The sequence below is a fragment of the Cupriavidus nantongensis genome (assembly GCF_041726985.1).
Lineage (GTDB): Bacteria > Pseudomonadota > Gammaproteobacteria > Burkholderiales > Burkholderiaceae > Cupriavidus > Cupriavidus nantongensis_A.
Genome location: NZ_CP168302.1, coordinates 197,402 through 214,499, shown reverse-complemented (window position 1 = coordinate 214,499; position 17,098 = coordinate 197,402). Strand labels below are relative to the sequence as shown.

Genomic DNA, 17,098 nt, shown 5'->3' with positions numbered 1-17,098 from the left:
GGGCGCCGCGCTTCAGTTGCTGGCGTGGCGCTCCAGGTAGTCGGCGAACTCGTCGCGCACCACCGTTTCGATGCGGACGAGCTCGTCGTCGGTGATGTCCTCGAACAGCTTGCGCTTGCGCCGCGACAGCTCGCCGTGGTTCTGCACGATCAGGTCGATCAGGTTCGACAGCCGCGACTGGCGCAGGTCGAGCCAGCTTTCGAGCCGGCTCACGCTGGCGTCGTACGCGCGCAGGTACTGGATTTCCTGCGCCAGGTCCTGCTCGACGCATTGCTCGATGCACTCGAACACGAATTCGCACAGCGCGGTGGCGTCGAACGAGGCATAGAGCCACCGGGGCTGCGGCGACTTGATCAGGATGGTGTCGCTGTCCGCATCCAGTGCGTAATTGAGCAGCGCGGTACGCGGCGCGGAATAGGCCTTCAGCAGGCCGGCGTAGACGTCGAGCTGCTTGAGCATGCGCGCCGACACCGGCAGCACCACGCCCTCGGGCGTGACGCCGGCCTGGCGCAGCAGATGGTGGATCAGGAAACGATGCAGGCGGCCGTTGCCGTCATAGAACGGGTGCGCAAAGACAAAGCCGAACGACACGCACGCCGCCACCACGATCGGGTTTGCCGCATGGGATTCGACCAGCGCCGCGACCGCGGCAATGCCGTCCATCATCGCGCCCAGCTGCGCGGGCGGCGGCGGAATATAGTCCGCGATATTGCGCAGCCGCCCGCCGCGCGACAGCCAGTTCTGCTGGTCGCGGAAGCTGTATTCGGCGCGCAGGCCGGAGATGATCTCGTTCTGCCATTCGCACAGCTGGGATTCGGTCAGCGGCACGTGCTGGCCGGCATATTCCAGCAGCCGCCGGAACTTGGCGACGCGCTGGTTATCGGGAATCTCGTGCTCGATCGAATAGGTCGAGCGGGTCTCGGCGAGGTAAAGATAATCCACCGCGCGCGCCAGCAACTCGGGCTCCAGGCGCCGGATGGCACTGCCCACACGGCCGGGCAGGTCGGCGGCGATCCAGCGCGCCAGCTTCTCGGTGCGGCGCACTACCGGGCAGAATGCCGGCGGGCCGAGGTGATTGTTCTGGATGCCGAACTGCACGTCGGGTGTCGACGGGCCGGTCACGTATTCCGCCTCATCCAGCGCCAGCACCCGCGGTGCGCCGGCCGGCAGCTTGTAGTCGAACTGCGCCCCGGCCAGCCATTTGGCGTAGAAGGCGCTCAGCCGGGCATAGCGCGAGGTGGGCGTGGCGGCCAGCCATGCGCGCACGTCCTGCACCGCCTGCGGCTGTTCGAACAGCGCCGCCAGCACGGTCAGGTCCAGCTGTTCCTTCTTCAGCGCAAAGGTAAGGTGGTCCACCGTGGTGTCGCCGCCCCGATAGCGGTTGCGGGGATAGACCGTGCGCGTGGTGCCGTCCGGCCCGGTGTGCGTGCTGAGCACGCCGGTCTTGTCGCCAAGCGCCGAGGTGCAGCGCAACGGCGGCACGCGCAGGCCGAACTGGCGGATCAGGGCGTCGTAGCCTAGTGGTGCATGAGCCATGCGGAGGTCGGTGAAACGTAGGGCAGATTGCCCGCGGAGCTTACCATAGCTTCTACCGGGCTTACCAAAACATCTACTTCTCGCTGAGTTTTCATCAATTTCATCTATGAGACTGGCGCGCAGCGGGGCAAGTCAGCCAGCCGACGGGCCGGCTTTACGAGGCGCTCTACTGCGCTTGCTGTTTTATCTATTCCAGACGCCGGCGATGACGCTTTCGTCTACATGAGTCAGCCAGCGCCCCCAACAGCCAGGGTTTTTAAATGTCGGTCGAAAATGACAGCCTTGTCATAATCGAGGTACATTGCCGCATAATCGACGGCATGGAGGGAAGACCGGCTCAGGGTTTTCTCTGAGTTTGCCAATTAATCGGCGTAAAACCTATTTCCGCTATTTGACCGGCCGCATTTATCGCCTATAACTGCAACTACATGTTGCGGCCGATGTCACGCACCATGCCTCAGCCCGCCAGGTTCGCCTGCGGGCATTTTTTTTATCGCGGCACGGGTTTAATCGGAGGTATTTAGCCTGAATCTGCGTGTGCGGCAGTGGATAATCATGACAATTCTGTAATCATGACGCGTCTGTCATCATGACAATGTTGTAATGATAATGCGCCATTGTAACCGTGATGGATTCAGGAGAAATACTCATCGATGCCGCGGCGTGTGCCGGGTTTCCGCGCCAGCAAAGGGATCGGGGCCACCATTCGGTCCCGCTTCCAGGTTTTGCATACAGCTTCTGATGCGGTTTTGTCGTGAATATAAGGGTCCCATCCCGGGCCCGCATTAATTCAGTGAAAACCCTGCCCCGGCTTTCGCTTGACTTCGTTGATATATCACATACTGTGTATCCCATCGCCGCTCCAAAGTTTGAGAGAGAGGTGAGGGCGGAGACCTCAGGTCGCGTCGTAATAAGAGGCAAACAAATGCCAATGACATTAGGAGACATGAAATGCCAGCAGCCACCCCTAAGCTGAGGCGCAGCGCGACCGTATATTCCTCCGCCCTGTCGCGAGTTAATGGCCAATCTATTCAAGGAGCGCGCAATGAGTAATCCATCGGCAATGGGGATGGGCGTCAATCACCAGGTCCCGGAAGGCACACGCTGGATGCAGCTGATCGTGGGGGTGATCTGCATGATCGCCACCGCCAACATCCAGTACGCATGGACCCTGTTCGTCCCGGAGATCCAGGACACCTACGGCTGGTCCCGCGCCAGCATCCAGGTCGCGTTTACCGTCTTTGTGCTGGTCCAGACCTGGCTGGCACCGATCGAAGGCTACTTCATCGACAAGTTCGGGCCACGCATGATGGTGGCGTTCGGCGCGGTCTTCATCGGCGCGGCCTGGTGCATCAACTCGCAGGCAACCACGCTGATGGGCTTCTACGTCGGCGCGGCGGTGGGCGGGCTGGGCGTGGGCTCGATCTACGCCACCTGCATCAACAACGCCCTCAAGTGGTTCCCGGACCGCCGCGGCCTGGCCGTGGGCCTGACCGCCGGCGGCTACGGCGCGGGCTCGGCGGCGACCATCCTGCCGATCGCGGCGATGATCGAGTCGCAGGGCTTCCAGCACACCTTCCTGTTCTTCGGCCTGCTGCAGGGTTCGCTCGCCTTCGTCGCGGCGTGGTTCCTGCGTTCGCCCAAGTCGCATGAAGTCCGGGCGTCGGCCAAGCTGGCCCAGGCCACGCGCGACTACACGCTCAAGGAAGCGCTGTGCACCAAGCTGTTCTGGCTGATGCTGGTCATGTTCGTGCTGGTCGTCACCGGCGGCATGATGGCCGTGGCGCAGCTGGGCGTGATCGCCAAGGACCTCGGCGTGAAGGAGTTCCAGGTCGACCTGCACTTCTTCGTGATGGCCGCGCTGCCGCTGGCGCTGATGCTGGACCGGATCATGAACGGGATCTCGCGTCCGCTGTTCGGCTGGATCTCGGACAATATCGGCCGCGAAAAGACCATGGTGATCGCCTTCACGCTGGAAGGGCTGGGCATCATCGCGCTGGGCTACTTCGGCAGCAACCCGTACGCGTTCCTGATCCTGTCCGGGGTGGTGTTTCTGGCCTGGGGCGAGGTCTACTCGCTGTTCTCGGCGCTCGCCGGCGATGCCTTCGGCACCAAGCACATCGGCAAGATCTACGGCGTGCTCTACACCGCCAAGGGTATCGGCGCACTGTTCGTGCCGGTCGGGAACCTGATGATGGAAGCGACCGGCACCTGGTCCACCGTGCTCTACACGGTGGCCGCGATGGACCTGACCGCGGCCTTCCTGGCGATCATGGTGCTGCGGCCGGTGCTGAAGAGCCACGTCGCCACCGCCCGGAGCCTGTTCTCGAAGGAGACCGCGGCAGCCGGAACCCAGGTACCGGCCTGAGCGGGGATGACGGCGGCGACGCCGATCATTGCAGGGCTTACGTAGCAACACAGGTAGCAACAAAGGGCGGGCTTCTTCGGAAGCCCGCTTTTTTCATGGGGCCGGGTCTTTGCGACGGGGGCGGGGCGCCTGTGATAAAGGTATGCCCGTGCCCACCCCAGCGCCCCTCCGTCATGTTCCAGGTCCTCGCCCCGTGCCCATCCCTGTCGCCCTATGTCGACGGCTACTGGTTCGTGCAGGACCTGGAAGGCGCCTACGCCGGCAGCGATATCACCACCTGTCCATACCCGGGCGCGGTGCTGTCGGTCAACTTCGGCCGCCCGAACGCGATGGTGGGCGGCCCTACCGTGCCGACGGTATCGCTGCTGGGCTTCCAGTCGGCCAGCCGGCGCTGGCAGTCGTGGTCCGATACGTATTTCGTCATGGCGATGCTGAGCGGTGCCGGGCTGGCGCGGCTGTTTCCCGGCATCGGGCCCGAGTGCAGGGACCAGTTGCTGGACCTCGCGGGGTACCTGGGAGACCGGGACAGCCGCGCGCTCAGCGCCGACCTCAGTGCTGCCTGGGCGCCGGCGCGGATCGTTGCCCGGCTGGATGCCTGGCTGCTGCGGCGGCTGGCTGCGGTGCGGGAGCCGGCTGCGCTGCAATCGATGCGCGCGGCCCATGCGCTGTTGCGCCAGGGCCGGCAGGTACAGGAAGTCGCCAGCCTGATGGCGGTCAGCCGGCGCCAGCTAAACCGCTGGTTCGAGCAGCAGTTGGGGCTGGGCCCAAAGCCGCTGATGCAATTGGAGCGCCTGCAGCACAGCATCCAGGCGGTGCAGTGCGGTGCTGGCGATGCGCTGCACGGCTACAGCGACCAGGCCCACCAGATCCGCGCATGGCGCCGTCGCGTGGCGCAGACGCCGGGCGCGTATGCGCGCAATGGCCAGTCGCCGCTGGCATTGTCCTTCGGGCAGCGCCCGGCCGGCGCGCCGGCCTTCTACCTGTGAGTGGGCCACCCACGTCCCAAACGTTCAATACAGCGTTCCCGAGCGGCTGCATGCTGGCGGCCTGAACGGAGGGAACCATGAACGCTGCAAGCCTGCCGCCGGAGCGCGGCTTTATCACCTATACGGATGGCACCACGGTCTTCGAGGGCTATCTCGCCAGGCCAGCCGGCATGGCCGCGTCACGCACGCCGTGCGTGGTGCTGGCCCATGAATGGAGCGGCCTGAACGCGGCGATGCGCCGCTGCGCCGACCGCTTCGCGGCACTGGGCTATCCCTGCTTTGCCGCCGACGTGTACGGCAAGGGCGTGCGCGGCGACGAGCAGGGCGACAACGCGCACCTGATGGACCCGCTGCTGGCCGACCGCCGCTTGCTGCGGCGGCGGTTGCTGGCGGGGTTTGAAGCGGCCAGGCGGCTGCCCGGCGTGGACCCGCAGCGGATGGCGGCGGTGGGCTACTGCTTCGGCGGCCTGTGCGCGCTCGACCTGGCGCGTGCCGCTGCGCCCGGACTGGTGGCCGCGGTCAGCTTCCACGGCGTGTTGCAGCCGCCGCGCATCGGCACGCAAGGTCCGGTCGACGCCAGCGTGCTGCTGCTGCATGGCTGGGAAGATCCCGTGGCGCCGCCCGCGGATGTGCTCGCCATCGCCACCGAGCTGACGCAGGCCGGCGCCGACTGGCAGCTGCACGCCTATGGCCATGCGCGGCATGCGTTTACGTTCGAGGGCGCCAACTTGCCGGAGCGCGGCATCGTCCATGATGCCGCGGCCGACCGGCGCTCGTGGGCGGCATGCGCGGCGTTCCTCGCGGAGCGGTTCGCGGCGGCGTAGCGGCAGGACCGGCGCGGCACGCTCAGATCGCCTGCTGCCGTGTCAACCTGGCGCGGCAATGGATGCAGGCGTCGCGCACCATGAAATTCACCAGCGTCGGCGAGACCCCCAGCTCCGAGGCGATTTCCTTCTGCGTCATGCCCTGCAGCCGGCACATCTCGAACGCGCGCTGGGTGCGCTCGGGCAGTTCCGCCAGCGCGCCGGCCAGCGCGCACAGCGCCTGGCGGTCCATCGCGATGACGTCGGGCGTGGTGGTCGGCGACGGCGCGTTGATGCCTTCGTCTTCGGGCGCCATCCATTTCTGCTCGAGCGTCTGGCGGCGGTAGGTATCGATAGCCAGGTTGCGCACCACCTGGAACAGGTAGCTGAGCCGGCAGCGGATCGACGGCTCGTCGCCCATGCCGCGCAGGCGCAGGAAGGCGTCCTGCACCACGTCCTCGGCCTGGTCGCGGGTACCCACGATGCGCGCCGCGGCCCCCACCAGCGCGCGCCGGTTGGCTACGAATAGTCCGAGCAGGGAATCGCCTGCCAGGAGGGGAGCGGCGTGTAGGCCTGGGTCGGTCAGGGAAAGCATGGGGCGGCTCCTGGGGTTTGCTGCAGTGCGGAGTTGTACGTTAATACGAATGCGAATGATTCGCAATAAAGTAAAACGTAACGCAGGTGTTAGCAAGATTGAAATTAATGGCGCAATTTCGGCATATGAGAGAAATTAAATTTCTCGGCAGATGTTTCGTCTAGGGGCAAGCGCAGTTAGCGCTAGGCCGTTTCCCAGTCCGTCGGAGCCTCCCTGAATTTGCGTCGCCGCCATTCGTCATGACCTGGATGGACTGTCGAAACCTTCCCCATGCCGAATTTCCGCGCCGCCTCCCGGCGCCGGTGCCGCAGCTGTCGCTGTGGCAGGTGGATCTGGCCGATCCGGTGCATGCGGCGGCGATTGCGGTTGCCAGCTGCCTTGTCCCTGACGAGCAGGCGCACTGCGCCACGCTGCGGCAAGCCGCTGACCGCCGGCGCTTCACTGGCGCGCGCATGGCCTTGCGTACCGTGTTGGCGCGGCGGCTGGATTGCTTGCCGTCGACGCTACGTTTCCGCTTGGGCAGCCATGGCAAGCCATATCTCGACGGCATCGCGGCACCGCCATTCAACGTCGCGCATGCGGGGGACTACGCGTGGATCGCGCTGGCGGAGGCAGGCGGGGAGGTCGGCGTGGATATCGAGCGCATCGACCCGGCCCTGAGTCTGGCGGCAATGCGCGAGCTGGCCGCGCATTGCCTGACGCCGCGCGAGCGCGCATGGCTGGCGCCGCTGCCGGCCGACGCCTGGCCGCGCGCGTTCTTCCTGCTATGGACGGCTAAGGAGGCGCTGCTGAAGGCGCTGGGCCTGGGGATCGCCGACCACCTGCAGCATGTGTCGGTGGTGGCGGACGGGCAGGGCGGCGCGGGCCGCCTCGCCGTGGTGCCTGAATCCGGCCAGCTAGCTGGCCAGCTCGCCGGGCATGCGGCGGCGCTGGCGCGGATGCGGTTGTACCGGCTTGCCGCGCCGGACGGTTACGCGGCGGCGATCGCCTGGGTGCCGCCGGCCTGAGAGGGCTGCGCGATCCAGCGGCGTTCGCCGGCGAGCGAGTCGTGGATGTCGCCGGCGATTTCCTCGGCGCGCGCGGGCAGCACCGACAGCAGCGTGTCGCTGAGGCCGTGGCTGCTCTGGCAGAAACCCTGCAGGTACACCGGCACCGCCAGTTCCGGCGCGGCCTGCACGCGGTAGTTGCGGTCGACGCTGAAATCGCCCAGGTAGCGCGCCAGCGGCGCCAGCAGCCGGCGATGGCTTTCGCGCTCGTAGCCGGTGGCAAGCACCACCGCATCGTAGCGGCGCGTGTCGGTGTTTGCCGGCGCGCCCGGCGCAGTGGCGCCGATGGCCAGCTCGATGCCGCCGGCGCTGCATTGCGCGCTTTGCACCGCCTTGCAGGTCAGCAGGTTGACGCGGAACTGCCCGCTCACCTTCTGCCGGTACAGCATCGCGTAGATCTGGTCGATCAGGTTGGCGTCGATGACCGAGTAGTTGGTGTTCAGGTATTCGTCGATCAGGCGGTCGCGGCCCGCCTGCGCCTGCTCGAACACCACATCGGTGTAGGCCGGGGCGAAGATCTCGTTGACGAAGGGGCTGTCGTCGGCCGGCTTCAGCGCCGCGCCGCGGATGATCCAGTCTACCTTCACCGAAGGATAGTTGTCGTGCAGGTCGATAAAGGCCTCGGCGGCGCTCTGGCCGGCGCCGATCACGGCGATGCGCATCGGCTTGCCGCTGGCGCATGGCTGCGTGCCGATCCAGCTCAGGTAGCCGCTGTGGTGGGTCACGCGCGGATCGCCGCGCAGGCCGGCAAATGCCTCCGGAATGCGCGGCGTGCCGCCGGTCGACAACACGATGGCACGCGCCAGCCGCGTGCGCTCGCGGCCCTGCGCATCGACCGACACCACCCGCACGCGCCCGATGCGCCCGCCCTGGGCTTCCGGCTCGATCCGCGCCACTTCCTCGCCGTGGCTGCATTGCGCGGCAAAGTGGCTGGCGGCCCAGCGCAGGTAGTCGTTGTACTCCATGCGGCTGGGGTAGAAGGTGCGCAGGTTGATGAAATCGACCAGGCGCCCGTGGCGGTGCAGGTAGTTGATAAAGCTGTAGGGGCTGGTCGGGTTGCGCATCGACACCAGGTCTTTGAGGAACGAGATCTGCATCTCGCTCTGCGCCACCAGGGTATTGCCGTGCCACTGGTAGTCCTGCTGCTTCTCGATGAAGTGAGCGTCGAGCGGGCGGCCGGCCGCGGCCTGCTCCTGCAGCGCGATCGCCAGGGCCAGGTTGGACGGCCCGAAGCCGATGCCGACCAGGTCGTGGGCGGCCGGGGAAATCTCGCGTAGCGTCATGGGTTCGGTCCTTGCTGAGCAGTCGAAGGAGAGGCCGGGGAGGGGGCCAGGGAGGGAAGCAGCAGGTGTTCGCCAAAGAAGCGCTCGCGCAGCAGCATCACCAGCATGGCGCGCTTGTGCGGGAAGTCGAACTCCTTGACCTTGGAAAAACCGGCCTTGTCGAGGTTGGCGATCTGGCGCACATGGTCGGCGCGCGGCTCGCCCACGATGCGCTGGGTGCGCGGATCGTCGAGGAACTGGTAGTGCTGGATCGCTGGGAACCACGCGGTCAGGAAGGCCTTGCCGCGGAACGCCGGCTCGCCGATCAGCACATGCCAGCCACGGTCGTGGTCGTGCGCGTCGTAGAACGGCGCGATGCGGTTCTCCTTGGCCCAGTACACCTCGAAGTAGCCGAACGGCACGTCGTCGAAGGCGGCGATCAGCGGCAGCATGTGGGGGTCGTCGAGCAGCCCCTGCAGGTAGACGCGATGTTTCGCCTCGTCGCCTGCCTCGTTCCAGAAATGCGCCACGTCGGGGTCGTTCATCCAGCGGTGCAGCCAGGGCAGGTCGCGCTCGAGTTCGGCCGCGCGCAGCGTCAGCGTCCGGTCCAGCCACGGGATATGGCGCGCATAGACCACACCGTGCGGCTTGGGCGCGCGCTGCGGATGGCGCTTGCCGTCGGTCAGCGTAAAGCGCAGCGGATACGGCCCGGCCGACGGTGCAAGGTAAAGCTCGGGGCGTTGCCACAGCTGCCCGGCATGGGCCACGCTGGCGCGCGCGCCGGGCGCATCGCGCGCCAGCACGCCGAGCGCATGCAGCCGTCGCTCGGCGTCGCGGGACTCGAGCTGGACGCGCAGCGTGCGCGGCGCGCCGTGCGCGAACGCGGCGTCCAGTGCCGCCATCGCGGCGTGCGCCAGCGCGGCGGCATCGGCCCCGGTATCGAGCAGCCGCAACGCGTCGCCATCGAGCGCAAAGCGCACGGGCGCGGCGGCGGCTTGCGTGACGGTGAGCTGCGCGCCGTCGAAGCGGCTTTCGCAGCGCAGCGCGGGGTCGGCGGCGAAGGAAACGTGGCGAGGGAAGGGAGAGAGCGTAGTCGGCATCGAAGTCCTGTGCAGGCGAGGCGATGGTTGCGGGCACGCGCCAGGCGCTGCCCGTCTTGCCTATCGAGACGAGGCAGCGGCCGTCGAATTTAGGTTCGCCGCGAGCGGCTGCACGCGGCCCGGCACAGAGGCAAATGCCTGCGCCAGCGCCTCGGCGATGTCCTCGTGCGCCTGCGCGGCATCGGCAACGATATTGCCCATGCGCAGGAACTCGTGGACCATGCCCGCATACTCGCGCACCGTCACCGGCACCCCGGCATCGGCCAGCTTGCGCGCATAGGCATGCCCCTCGTCGCGCAGCGGATCGCACTCGGCCAGCACCAGCAGCGCCGGCGCCACGCCGCGATGATCGGGCGCCAGCAGCGGCGCGAAGCGCCAGTCGCCACGGTCGCCGGCGTCGCGCAGGTACTGGCGGTAGAACCACTCGATGGTCTCCGTATCCAGCAGGTAGCCCTGGCCGTAGCGCCGGTGCGACTCGGTGTCGGTACGCCCGCCCAGTCCCGCGTAGCAGAGCACCTGCAGGCACGGCTGCGGCAGCGCGGAGTCTTCGCGCGCGGCCAGCGCCAGCACCGCGCCGAGCGTACCGCCGGCGCTGTCGCCGCCCACGGCAATCCGCTCCGGATCCAGCCCCAGCGTGGCGGCGTGCGCGCCCAGCCATGCCAGCGCGTCGATGGCGTCGTGGGCCGCGGTGGGGAAGCGGTGTTCCGGCGCCAGCCGGTATGCCACCGACAGCACGGCGCAGGGCGTGCGCGACGCCAGCGCACTGCACAGCGCGGCATGCGAGTCCAGGCTGCCCACGGTAAAGCCGCCGCTGTGGAAATGCAGCAGCACCGGCAGCGGCGGCCCGTCGCCCTGCGCACGCGGCGCATAGAGGCGGGCATCGACCCGCTGGCCGTCGCGGGTCGGGACCAGCACGGCTTCGACCCGCGCCAGCGGCTCGGGCGGCAGGTCCAGCGCGGCCGAGGCGGCGTCGAATTCGCGCCGCGCCTGCTGCGGCGTGAGCTGGTGGATGACCGGGCGCTTGCCGGTCGCGGTGGCGATTTCCACCATGTCGAGCAGCGCTTCGAGATCGGGATGCAGTGCCATGATCGATGCGGATGGGGAAAAAGGGATCAGGCGGCGGAAGCTTCCGGCACCGGCGTGGCGGCGGGCCGCGCGGTGTCGCCGGCAAGCTGCCCGTTTTCGATCCGGACCACGCGGTCGGCCAGGCCGAAGTAGCGGTCGTCGTGCGAGATCACCAGCACCGCCTTGCCCTGCGCGCGCAGTTCCGGCAGCACCTCGCGATAGAAGATGTCCTTGAACAGCGGGTCCTGGTCGGCGGCCCATTCGTCGAGGATCAGCACCGGCCGGCGCTCCAGGCAGGCGACGATCAGCGCCAGCCGCTTGCGCTGGCCCTGCGACAGCGCCCGCGTGGTGAAGCGCCCCGCGCGCACGCTGACCTTGTGGCCGAGCTGGAAGCGCTCGATCAGACGGTTGGCCAGCGCTTCGTCCTGAGGATCGTGCGCCAGCAGCGTGTCGAACAGGTGGAAGTCCGAGAACACCGCCGAGAACAGCGCACGGTAGTCGGCCAGCCGCGCCGGGTCGGCCGCCTTGCCGTTATGGAGCAGGCGCCCCGACAGCGGCGGGTACAGCCCCGCGACCAGCTTGGCCAGCGTGGTCTTGCCGCTGCCGTTGCCGCCCACCAGGAACACGAGCTCGCCGGCACGCAGCACCAGGTCGACCGGCCCGAGCGCGAAGAAGCTGTTCTCGCCCTCGTGGAAGTAGCGGTGGCTGGCGCCGTCGAGTGCGACCGACGAGAACGGCGCGGCAGGCGGCGCGCCCGGCGGCGCCTCGGGGTCGGCATCGGCGCCGAGCGCCTCGATGCGCGCGTAGGCGACACGGCCCATGCTCAGCGCCGGCAGCGCGTTCAGCAGCGATTCCAGCGGCGACATGATGTACAGGAACATGATGGTGAAGCCCGTCATCACCGCCGGATCGAGCGGCGTCGCGCGCGGCGCGAACAGCACGCCGCCGATGACCGCGAAGAACAGGAAGCTGCCGAACCCCAGCGCCACGAAGAAGATCGACAGGCCGCGCGTGCGCGCCGCGCGCACTGCTTCGAGCGTGGTGCCGAGGCTGTCGCGCAGGAAGCCGCGCTGCTTGTCGTGATTGAGCTTGAGCTCGCGCGCGCCCGCCACCAGCGCCTTGAACTGGCCGTGCAGCGCGTCCTGGGCGACGCCGGCCTGCTTCAGGTGCACCAGCGCGCGGCGGTGGTTCAGGTGATAGATCCACGAACCCACGCCCAGGATCGCGCAGGCAATGGCGAAGGTCGGTAACGACAGCCAGGCCAGGTAGCCCAGGCAGCCCAGCACCACCATGGCGTTGGTCAGCACCACGGGGATCACCGACAGGCCGTTGGCGACATGGGTGCTGTCGTCCGCCAGCGCCGCCTGCACGCGCGCATTGCCGGTCTGCTCGATATGCGGATAGGGCGCGCCGATAAAGCGTTCGCAGATTTGCGCGCGGATGCGCGCCAGCGCGCTCTGGCTGACGCGCACGAACAACGTCGACGCCAGCGTGCGGCACGCCAGCACCGCAATCGCCAGCGCCGCGAACGGCAGCGCCAGCCGCGGCGCTTCAGCGCCCTGCGTTGCCAGCACGCGGTTGATCAGCGCCACCATGCCGACCGCGCACAGGCCGGCGGCCAGGCTGGCCGCGGCGGCCAGGACGATGGTAAGGCGCAGCGTGCGCGGCAGGGAGGAAAATAGCGTCATGCGGGCTTGGAGGCGGAGGGTCGTTACTGACCGGAAGACGTGCGGCGGCGCAGGAAAATTAGGTTCATCGCCGGATTCCGGGAGAGACGAGTGCGCGCGGATTGAGGCGTTTGGCCTCGTTGAAGCGCCGGCCCTGCGAAACAGCCACGCCCGCCAGGCAAGACCATCCAATCAAACCAACATCAGTGAACCAGCCGCGCCGGCGCCAGTAATTTCCCCTCCGGCCCATTCGTCATTCGTAAAGCACGCCCGCATACATCGCGGCCGTACGCACCAGGACCCCGATGATTCCCTTGCTTGCGCCATTCTTTGCCGGACCGCTGCGCCCGTTCGGCGAGCGCCTGTCCATTGCCGCGCAGTCATCGCAGCCGTCGCTCAACGCCGCGGCACTGGACCGCGGCTGGGCGGACACCTGCCTTGTCAAGTCGGCACAGGCGCTGGGGTGCGACGACCGGCGCGCGCTGGCGGCGGCATGGTTCCGTGACTACACGCTGGCTGTGCTGCCCGGCGCGCTGGTGGCCGCAACGCTGCATCGTCGCAGCCTGCCGTTCGATCATCCGGCGCTGGGATGGCAAGTCGCGGCCGATGGCCGTCTGGCCAGCGTGGCGCTGCCCGATGACGGTACGCCGGCCACAGGGACGCTGCCGCGATTGCTGTCGCCGCTGCTGGGGCGACACCTGCCGCAGGTGGTGGCGGCATTTGCCGCCGCGGCGCGTGTATCGCCGCGGCTGCTGTGGTGTACCGGTGGCGTTGCCGCCGCCGGCGTGGCGCGGCAACTGGCCGCACATCCCGCGCTTGTCGCGGCACAGCGCGCGGAAGTGCTGGCGTGGAGCGGCCATGCCGTGTCCGCCGACGGGTTCGGCAATCCGTTCCACGGTGCCTTCCGTCCGGAGGCGGAGCCCGGATTGCCCGGCGTAACGGCGGTGCGGCGCATCTGCTGCCTGAACCACCGCCTGCCGGGCGAAGGGTATTGCGGCACGTGCCCGCTGGTGGCGGATGCGCGGGCACGCGCGCGTTTCAGCGCCGTGGAGACTGCTCCCGCGCGCGCCACTGCCGCCACAGCCAGCCCGCGGTGACCGCCACCGGCACGCCCAGGCCGACCCAGCACAGCGCATCCCACGCGCCGTCGCCAAAAATGCCGGCCGCCAGGCCGCCCAGCGACAGCGCGCCCAGCACCACCGGCATCGGCCAGGTATCGTCGATCAGCTTCATGCCTGGTCTCCCGACAGTTGCGGCGGCAGCGGTGCGCGCGTCTCCTCGCGGCTGCGGCGCGGCCGCTTGAGCCAGAAGATCAGTCCCGTCACGGTGGCTCCCGCCGTGATCACGGTCAGCAGTGCCCACAGGATCTGCAGCGGCCTGCCGGCGTAGTCGCCGAAGTGGAAGGGGGCCGACAGCAGCAGCACCTGCAGGTACCACGGCATGCCGCGCACCGCGGCGACGCTGCCGTCGCCGGCATCGACCAGCACGATCGCATAGACGCGCTTCTGCAGCTCGGTATGGCCGCGCAGCACCACGCCGTAGTGGCGGCCGGTGGAGAACTCGGTGCCGGGATAGAACACGAAGGCCGGATCCTTGCCCGGCACGGCCTGGTGGGCGGCCTCCAGCGCGCGGTCGACCGGCACCAGCCTGGGCGGCGTCGGCCCCGGCAGGGTGGCGATCAGGTGCTGCAGCTCGGTCTTCTGCCACAGCCCGATGATCAGCGGCGAAAACGACAGGAAGGTACCGGTCAGCCCGACCACCAGCGCCCACACCATCACCACGATGCCGAACAGGTTGTGCAGGTCCGCCTGCACCACGCGCACCGGCTTGCCGAAACGCACCAGCCCGAAGGCCAGCTTGCGCATGAAGGGCCCGTAGAGCACCAGGCCGCTGATCAGGCTGAGCGCGAACAGCACGCCGATAAAGCCGATGAAGAACTGCCCGGGCAGGCCCAGGAACAGGTTCAGGTGCAGCTTGAGGATAAAGCCGCTGACGGTCTCGCCGGCCGGGCCCGGCTTGCGCTGCGCGCCGGTGGCGGCATCGAACGGCACCGTGGTGCCGTGGCGCAATCTGGGCTCGCCGGGCGGGCCGACGCGCACGCCGACGGCATCGGCGTCGTCCTCGGCAAAGGCGATCGACTTGGGCGCCTGGCCCGGATGCGCGGCGCGCGCCGCGTCGACCATGCCCTGCAGCGGCGGGCGCTGCGCCGGCACGGGCCGGGTGCGTTCGGCGGAGACCAGGCCGTGGTGTTCCTGGCCCGCCAGCGCATCGATGTCTTCGTGGAAGATCAGCAGCAGGCCGGTAACGCACAGCACCAGCAGGTTCAGGGTGCAGAGCAGGCTGGTCCAGCGGTGGATCGCGTACCAGATGCGCAGCGTGGGGGCTTTCATGTTATGGGGCTCCTGCAAGGCCACGGCCCCGCACCCGTGCGGGGTGCGGGGCCGTGCCTGCCGCTAGGGGTTGCCAGGTACGGCCATGCCGTGCTTACCAGCGGTACGTCACCGTGCCGATGATGGTGCGGCGGCGCCCGTAGTAGCAGTTGGTGGCGCTGTCGCAGGCGGCGACGTAGGTCTTGTCGAACAGGTTGTTGACGTTCAGCCGCAGCGTGTAGTGCCGGGCAAACGAATAGCTCGCGGCCAGGTCGACCAGCGTGAAGCCCGGCACCTCGGTCACGTTGGTCTGGTCGTAGGTCTTGCTGACGTAGCGCACGCCGCCGCCCAGCCAGACCCCGGCGAGGAAGCCGCGGGACAGTCGGTAGTCGGCCCACAGCGAGGCCATGTGGCGCGGCACGTATTGCGGCGTCTTGCCGGCGTTGGGGGCGTTCGGGCCGGCCTTGGTGACCTCGGCGTCGGTGTAGGTGTACGACGCCAGGATGTTGAAATTGGGCGTGACCGACCACGTGCCTTCCAGCTCCACGCCGCGCGAGCGGACTTCACCCAGCTGCGACGAGAAGCCGTTCACCGGCGACGTGGTCAGCACGTTGGCCTGGGTCAGGTCGAACAGCGACAGCTGGGCAAAACTGCGGCTGCCCGTCGGCTGCCACTTCAGCCCGGCCTCGTATTGCTTGCCGGTGGTCGGCTGCGGCGTGCCGCCGCCGAACAGCGGCACCGCCGTGGCCGGCTCGAACGAGGTCGAGTAGCTGACGTAGGGCGAGAGGCCGTACGGCCCTTCCCATAGCAGGCCGGCACGCCCGGTGAACTTGCCGTCGTCGCTGCCGGTGCGGGTGACCGCGTTGGTCGACAGGGCGCGCGTGTCGGTGCTGACCTTGGCCTTGTCATAGCGCCCGGCCAGCTGCAGCATGAAGCGGTCGGAGATCCGCACCATGTCCTGCAGGTAGAAGCCGATCTGGCTGCGCGTGGTGTCCTCGTCGGTCTGGTAGTTCGGCGCGACGAAGTTGCCGTAGACCGGGTTGAAGATATTAAGCGGTGGCTGCGCGGCCGGCGTGTTGCCGGTCAGGCCGCGCAGGCGGTTGAAGGTCGAGCGCGAGTAGTCGATGCCGGTCAGGATGGTATGGTCGAAGATGCCATGCCTGACCTTGATCTGCGCCTGGTTGTCGACTGTGAACAGGTCGAACGACTCGTTCGAGCGCAAGCCGATGCGCCGCATCAGGTAGGGGCCGTTGGGCGGATTCGCCACCAGCCCGCCGTTGCCGCCGATGTTCTCGTAGCTGACGTACATGTGGCCGTAGCGCAGATTCTGGCGCAGTGTCACGGTATCGTTCAGGCGATGCGAGAACTCATAGCCGGCCAGGTACTGCTCGCGCTTGAAGCGGTCGAAGCCGGGCTCGCCGGTGAACAGGTCGGTCGGGATCTTCGAGCCGTTGGCCAGCGGCGTGACCGTGCCCAGCGCCGGCAGGAAGTTGGCGCTGTTGCCGGCGTTGTCCTGGTAGATCTGGGCGTACGCCGTGAAGCTGGTGGCATCGGTGGGGCGCCACGTGATCTGCGGCGCGATGAAGAAGCGGTCGTCGCCGGCCATATTGGTCTGCGTGCCGCTGTCGCGCGCCAGCGCGGTCAGGCGGTAAAGCACCTTGCCGTCCTTGTCGAGCGCGCCGGTGAAGTCGCCGGAGATTTCCTTGCGGTCATAGTTGCCGAAGCTGAGATTGATCTCGTTGGCGGTTTCCGCCTGCGGCCGCTTGCTGATCTGGTTGATCAGGCCACCCGGCGAGGTCTGCCCGTACAGCACCGACGACGGACCGCGCACCACGTCGACGCGCTCAAGGCTGTACGGCTCCAGCTCCCAGCCGCCGTAGCCCCCGGAGGCCGGCAGTTTCAGTCCGTCCCAGTACTGGCTGTTCTGAGACACGGTGAAGCCGCGGATCATGTACGTGCTGCGCCGCGTATCGACGATCGGCTCGGTGCGCACGCCGGCGCTGTAGCGCAGCGCTTCCTCGACCCGCTGGGCGCCCTGGGCGCGCATCTGGTCGGCGGTGATGACGCTGATCGACTGGGGCGTATCGGCGATCGGCACATCGGACTTGGTGGCGGACACCGACTTCTTATTCGCCGGGCCGTAGTTCTCCACGCTGTCGGCGCGCACGCTCACGGTTGGCAACTGCACCTCCGCCGCCGTACCCGCCTGCGCCGTGCCGCTGTCCTGCGCCTGCGCGCACTGCATGGAGACTGCCAGCGCCAGCGCCGTCAGCGCCAATGGTGGCTGGCTTGGCCGACCCC

14 protein-coding genes are annotated in these 17,098 nt (G+C 67.9%); 5 read left to right on the top strand and 9 right to left on the bottom strand.

Translation table 11 applies throughout. From position 1 onward, the window contains the following. Nucleotides 1–12: 12 nt before the first annotated feature. Nucleotides 13–1,536 carry a Fic family protein gene (locus tag ACEI37_RS00820; protein ID WP_373376877.1) on the bottom strand — a complete coding sequence of 508 codons (1,524 nt, stop codon included), beginning with the start codon at nt 1,534–1,536 and terminating at the stop codon, nt 13–15. Nucleotides 1,537–2,581: 1,045 nt separating this feature from the next. Here ACEI37_RS00820 and oxlT point away from each other — a divergent pair. The 3 genes from oxlT (at nt 2,582) to ACEI37_RS00805 (ending at nt 5,714) form a co-directional block, all read left to right on the top strand. Beyond that, the gene (gene oxlT, locus ACEI37_RS00815) at nt 2,582–3,904 is read left to right on the top strand and encodes an oxalate/formate MFS antiporter (protein WP_373376876.1); all 1,323 of its coding nucleotides are present in this window, start codon (nt 2,582–2,584) and stop codon (nt 3,902–3,904) included. Nucleotides 3,905–4,077: 173 nt separating this feature from the next. Then, entirely contained in the window at nt 4,078–4,890 is an 813-nt protein-coding gene (locus ACEI37_RS00810; protein WP_373376875.1) for a helix-turn-helix domain-containing protein, read from the top strand. A gap of 77 nt (nt 4,891–4,967) precedes the next feature. Then, on the top strand, nt 4,968–5,714 hold the full coding sequence (locus ACEI37_RS00805; RefSeq protein ID WP_373376874.1) for a dienelactone hydrolase family protein: 747 nt from the start codon (nt 4,968–4,970) through the stop codon (nt 5,712–5,714). Nucleotides 5,715–5,736: 22 nt separating this feature from the next. Here the strand turns inward: ACEI37_RS00805 and ACEI37_RS00800 are convergent, their stop codons facing one another. Further along, nucleotides 5,737–6,288 carry an RNA polymerase factor sigma-70 gene (locus ACEI37_RS00800; RefSeq protein WP_373376873.1) on the bottom strand — a complete coding sequence of 184 codons (552 nt, stop codon included), beginning with the start codon at nt 6,286–6,288 and terminating at the stop codon, nt 5,737–5,739. A gap of 248 nt (nt 6,289–6,536) precedes the next feature. Between ACEI37_RS00800 and ACEI37_RS00795 the strand changes: the two genes are divergently transcribed. Beyond that, entirely contained in the window at nt 6,537–7,295 is a 759-nt protein-coding gene (locus tag ACEI37_RS00795) for a 4'-phosphopantetheinyl transferase superfamily protein (RefSeq protein WP_373376872.1), read from the top strand. Here ACEI37_RS00795 and ACEI37_RS00790 read toward each other — a convergent pair. From ACEI37_RS00790 to ACEI37_RS00775, 4 genes are read right to left on the bottom strand one after another with little or no spacing between them, the layout of a single operon-like run. Next, nucleotides 7,259–8,617, bottom strand: a complete 1,359-nt coding sequence (locus tag ACEI37_RS00790) for a lysine N(6)-hydroxylase/L-ornithine N(5)-oxygenase family protein (protein ID WP_373376871.1) — start codon at nt 8,615–8,617, stop codon at nt 7,259–7,261. The genes ACEI37_RS00795 and ACEI37_RS00790 overlap by 37 nt on opposite strands. Then, the gene (locus ACEI37_RS00785; protein WP_373376870.1) at nt 8,614–9,696 is read right to left on the bottom strand and encodes a GNAT family N-acetyltransferase; all 1,083 of its coding nucleotides are present in this window, start codon (nt 9,694–9,696) and stop codon (nt 8,614–8,616) included. The genes ACEI37_RS00790 and ACEI37_RS00785 overlap by 4 nt, the downstream gene beginning before the upstream one ends. Nucleotides 9,697–9,756: 60 nt before the next feature. After that, a complete protein-coding gene (locus tag ACEI37_RS00780) occupies nt 9,757–10,782 on the bottom strand; it encodes an alpha/beta hydrolase (RefSeq protein WP_373376869.1) in 1,026 nt (341 codons plus the stop codon). Nucleotides 10,783–10,808: 26 nt separating this feature from the next. After that, nucleotides 10,809–12,449: a cyclic peptide export ABC transporter gene (locus ACEI37_RS00775; protein WP_373376868.1), complete on the bottom strand. Its 1,641-nt coding sequence runs from the start codon at nt 12,447–12,449 to the stop codon at nt 10,809–10,811. Nucleotides 12,450–12,733: 284 nt separating this feature from the next. Between ACEI37_RS00775 and fhuF the strand changes: the two genes are divergently transcribed. Further along, nucleotides 12,734–13,525 (top strand): siderophore-iron reductase FhuF, encoded by a 792-nt coding sequence (fhuF, locus tag ACEI37_RS00770; protein WP_373376867.1) that lies wholly within the window; start codon nt 12,734–12,736, stop codon nt 13,523–13,525. On the opposite strand, the gene ACEI37_RS00765 is transcribed toward fhuF, so the two are convergent. The 3 genes from ACEI37_RS00765 to ACEI37_RS00755 all read right to left on the bottom strand — a co-directional run bounded on the left by ACEI37_RS00765 (nt 13,467) and on the right by ACEI37_RS00755 (nt 17,042). Beyond that, nucleotides 13,467–13,661 carry a hypothetical protein gene (locus ACEI37_RS00765; protein WP_373376866.1) on the bottom strand — a complete coding sequence of 65 codons (195 nt, stop codon included), beginning with the start codon at nt 13,659–13,661 and terminating at the stop codon, nt 13,467–13,469. The genes fhuF and ACEI37_RS00765 overlap by 59 nt on opposite strands. Further along, nucleotides 13,658–14,818 carry a PepSY-associated TM helix domain-containing protein gene (locus ACEI37_RS00760; RefSeq protein WP_373376865.1) on the bottom strand — a complete coding sequence of 387 codons (1,161 nt, stop codon included), beginning with the start codon at nt 14,816–14,818 and terminating at the stop codon, nt 13,658–13,660. The genes ACEI37_RS00765 and ACEI37_RS00760 overlap by 4 nt, the downstream gene beginning before the upstream one ends. A 94-nt stretch (nt 14,819–14,912) precedes the next feature. Continuing rightward, complete coding sequence (locus ACEI37_RS00755; protein WP_373376864.1) at nt 14,913–17,042, bottom strand: TonB-dependent siderophore receptor; 2,130 nt, start codon at nt 17,040–17,042, stop codon at nt 14,913–14,915. Between the last annotated feature and the right edge of the window lie 56 nt (nt 17,043–17,098).

What these genes read in the sequence shown, in the direction of transcription:
- ACEI37_RS00820 (WP_373376877.1), bottom strand. Translation starts at nt 1,536, where the DNA reads ATGGCTCATGCACCACTAGGCTACGACGCCCTGATCCGCCAGTTCGGC.
- oxlT (WP_373376876.1), top strand. Translation starts at nt 2,582, where the DNA reads ATGAGTAATCCATCGGCAATGGGGATGGGCGTCAATCACCAGGTCCCG.
- ACEI37_RS00810 (WP_373376875.1), top strand. Translation starts at nt 4,078, where the DNA reads ATGTTCCAGGTCCTCGCCCCGTGCCCATCCCTGTCGCCCTATGTCGAC.
- ACEI37_RS00805 (WP_373376874.1), top strand. Translation starts at nt 4,968, where the DNA reads ATGAACGCTGCAAGCCTGCCGCCGGAGCGCGGCTTTATCACCTATACG.
- ACEI37_RS00800 (WP_373376873.1), bottom strand. Translation starts at nt 6,288, where the DNA reads ATGCTTTCCCTGACCGACCCAGGCCTACACGCCGCTCCCCTCCTGGCA.
- ACEI37_RS00795 (WP_373376872.1), top strand. Translation starts at nt 6,537, where the DNA reads ATGGACTGTCGAAACCTTCCCCATGCCGAATTTCCGCGCCGCCTCCCG.
- ACEI37_RS00790 (WP_373376871.1), bottom strand. Translation starts at nt 8,617, where the DNA reads ATGACGCTACGCGAGATTTCCCCGGCCGCCCACGACCTGGTCGGCATC.
- ACEI37_RS00785 (WP_373376870.1), bottom strand. Translation starts at nt 9,696, where the DNA reads ATGCCGACTACGCTCTCTCCCTTCCCTCGCCACGTTTCCTTCGCCGCC.
- ACEI37_RS00780 (WP_373376869.1), bottom strand. Translation starts at nt 10,782, where the DNA reads ATGGCACTGCATCCCGATCTCGAAGCGCTGCTCGACATGGTGGAAATC.
- ACEI37_RS00775 (WP_373376868.1), bottom strand. Translation starts at nt 12,449, where the DNA reads ATGACGCTATTTTCCTCCCTGCCGCGCACGCTGCGCCTTACCATCGTC.
- fhuF (WP_373376867.1), top strand. Translation starts at nt 12,734, where the DNA reads ATGATTCCCTTGCTTGCGCCATTCTTTGCCGGACCGCTGCGCCCGTTC.
- ACEI37_RS00765 (WP_373376866.1), bottom strand. Translation starts at nt 13,661, where the DNA reads ATGAAGCTGATCGACGATACCTGGCCGATGCCGGTGGTGCTGGGCGCG.
- ACEI37_RS00760 (WP_373376865.1), bottom strand. Translation starts at nt 14,818, where the DNA reads ATGAAAGCCCCCACGCTGCGCATCTGGTACGCGATCCACCGCTGGACC.
- ACEI37_RS00755 (WP_373376864.1), bottom strand. Translation starts at nt 17,042, where the DNA reads ATGCAGTGCGCGCAGGCGCAGGACAGCGGCACGGCGCAGGCGGGTACG.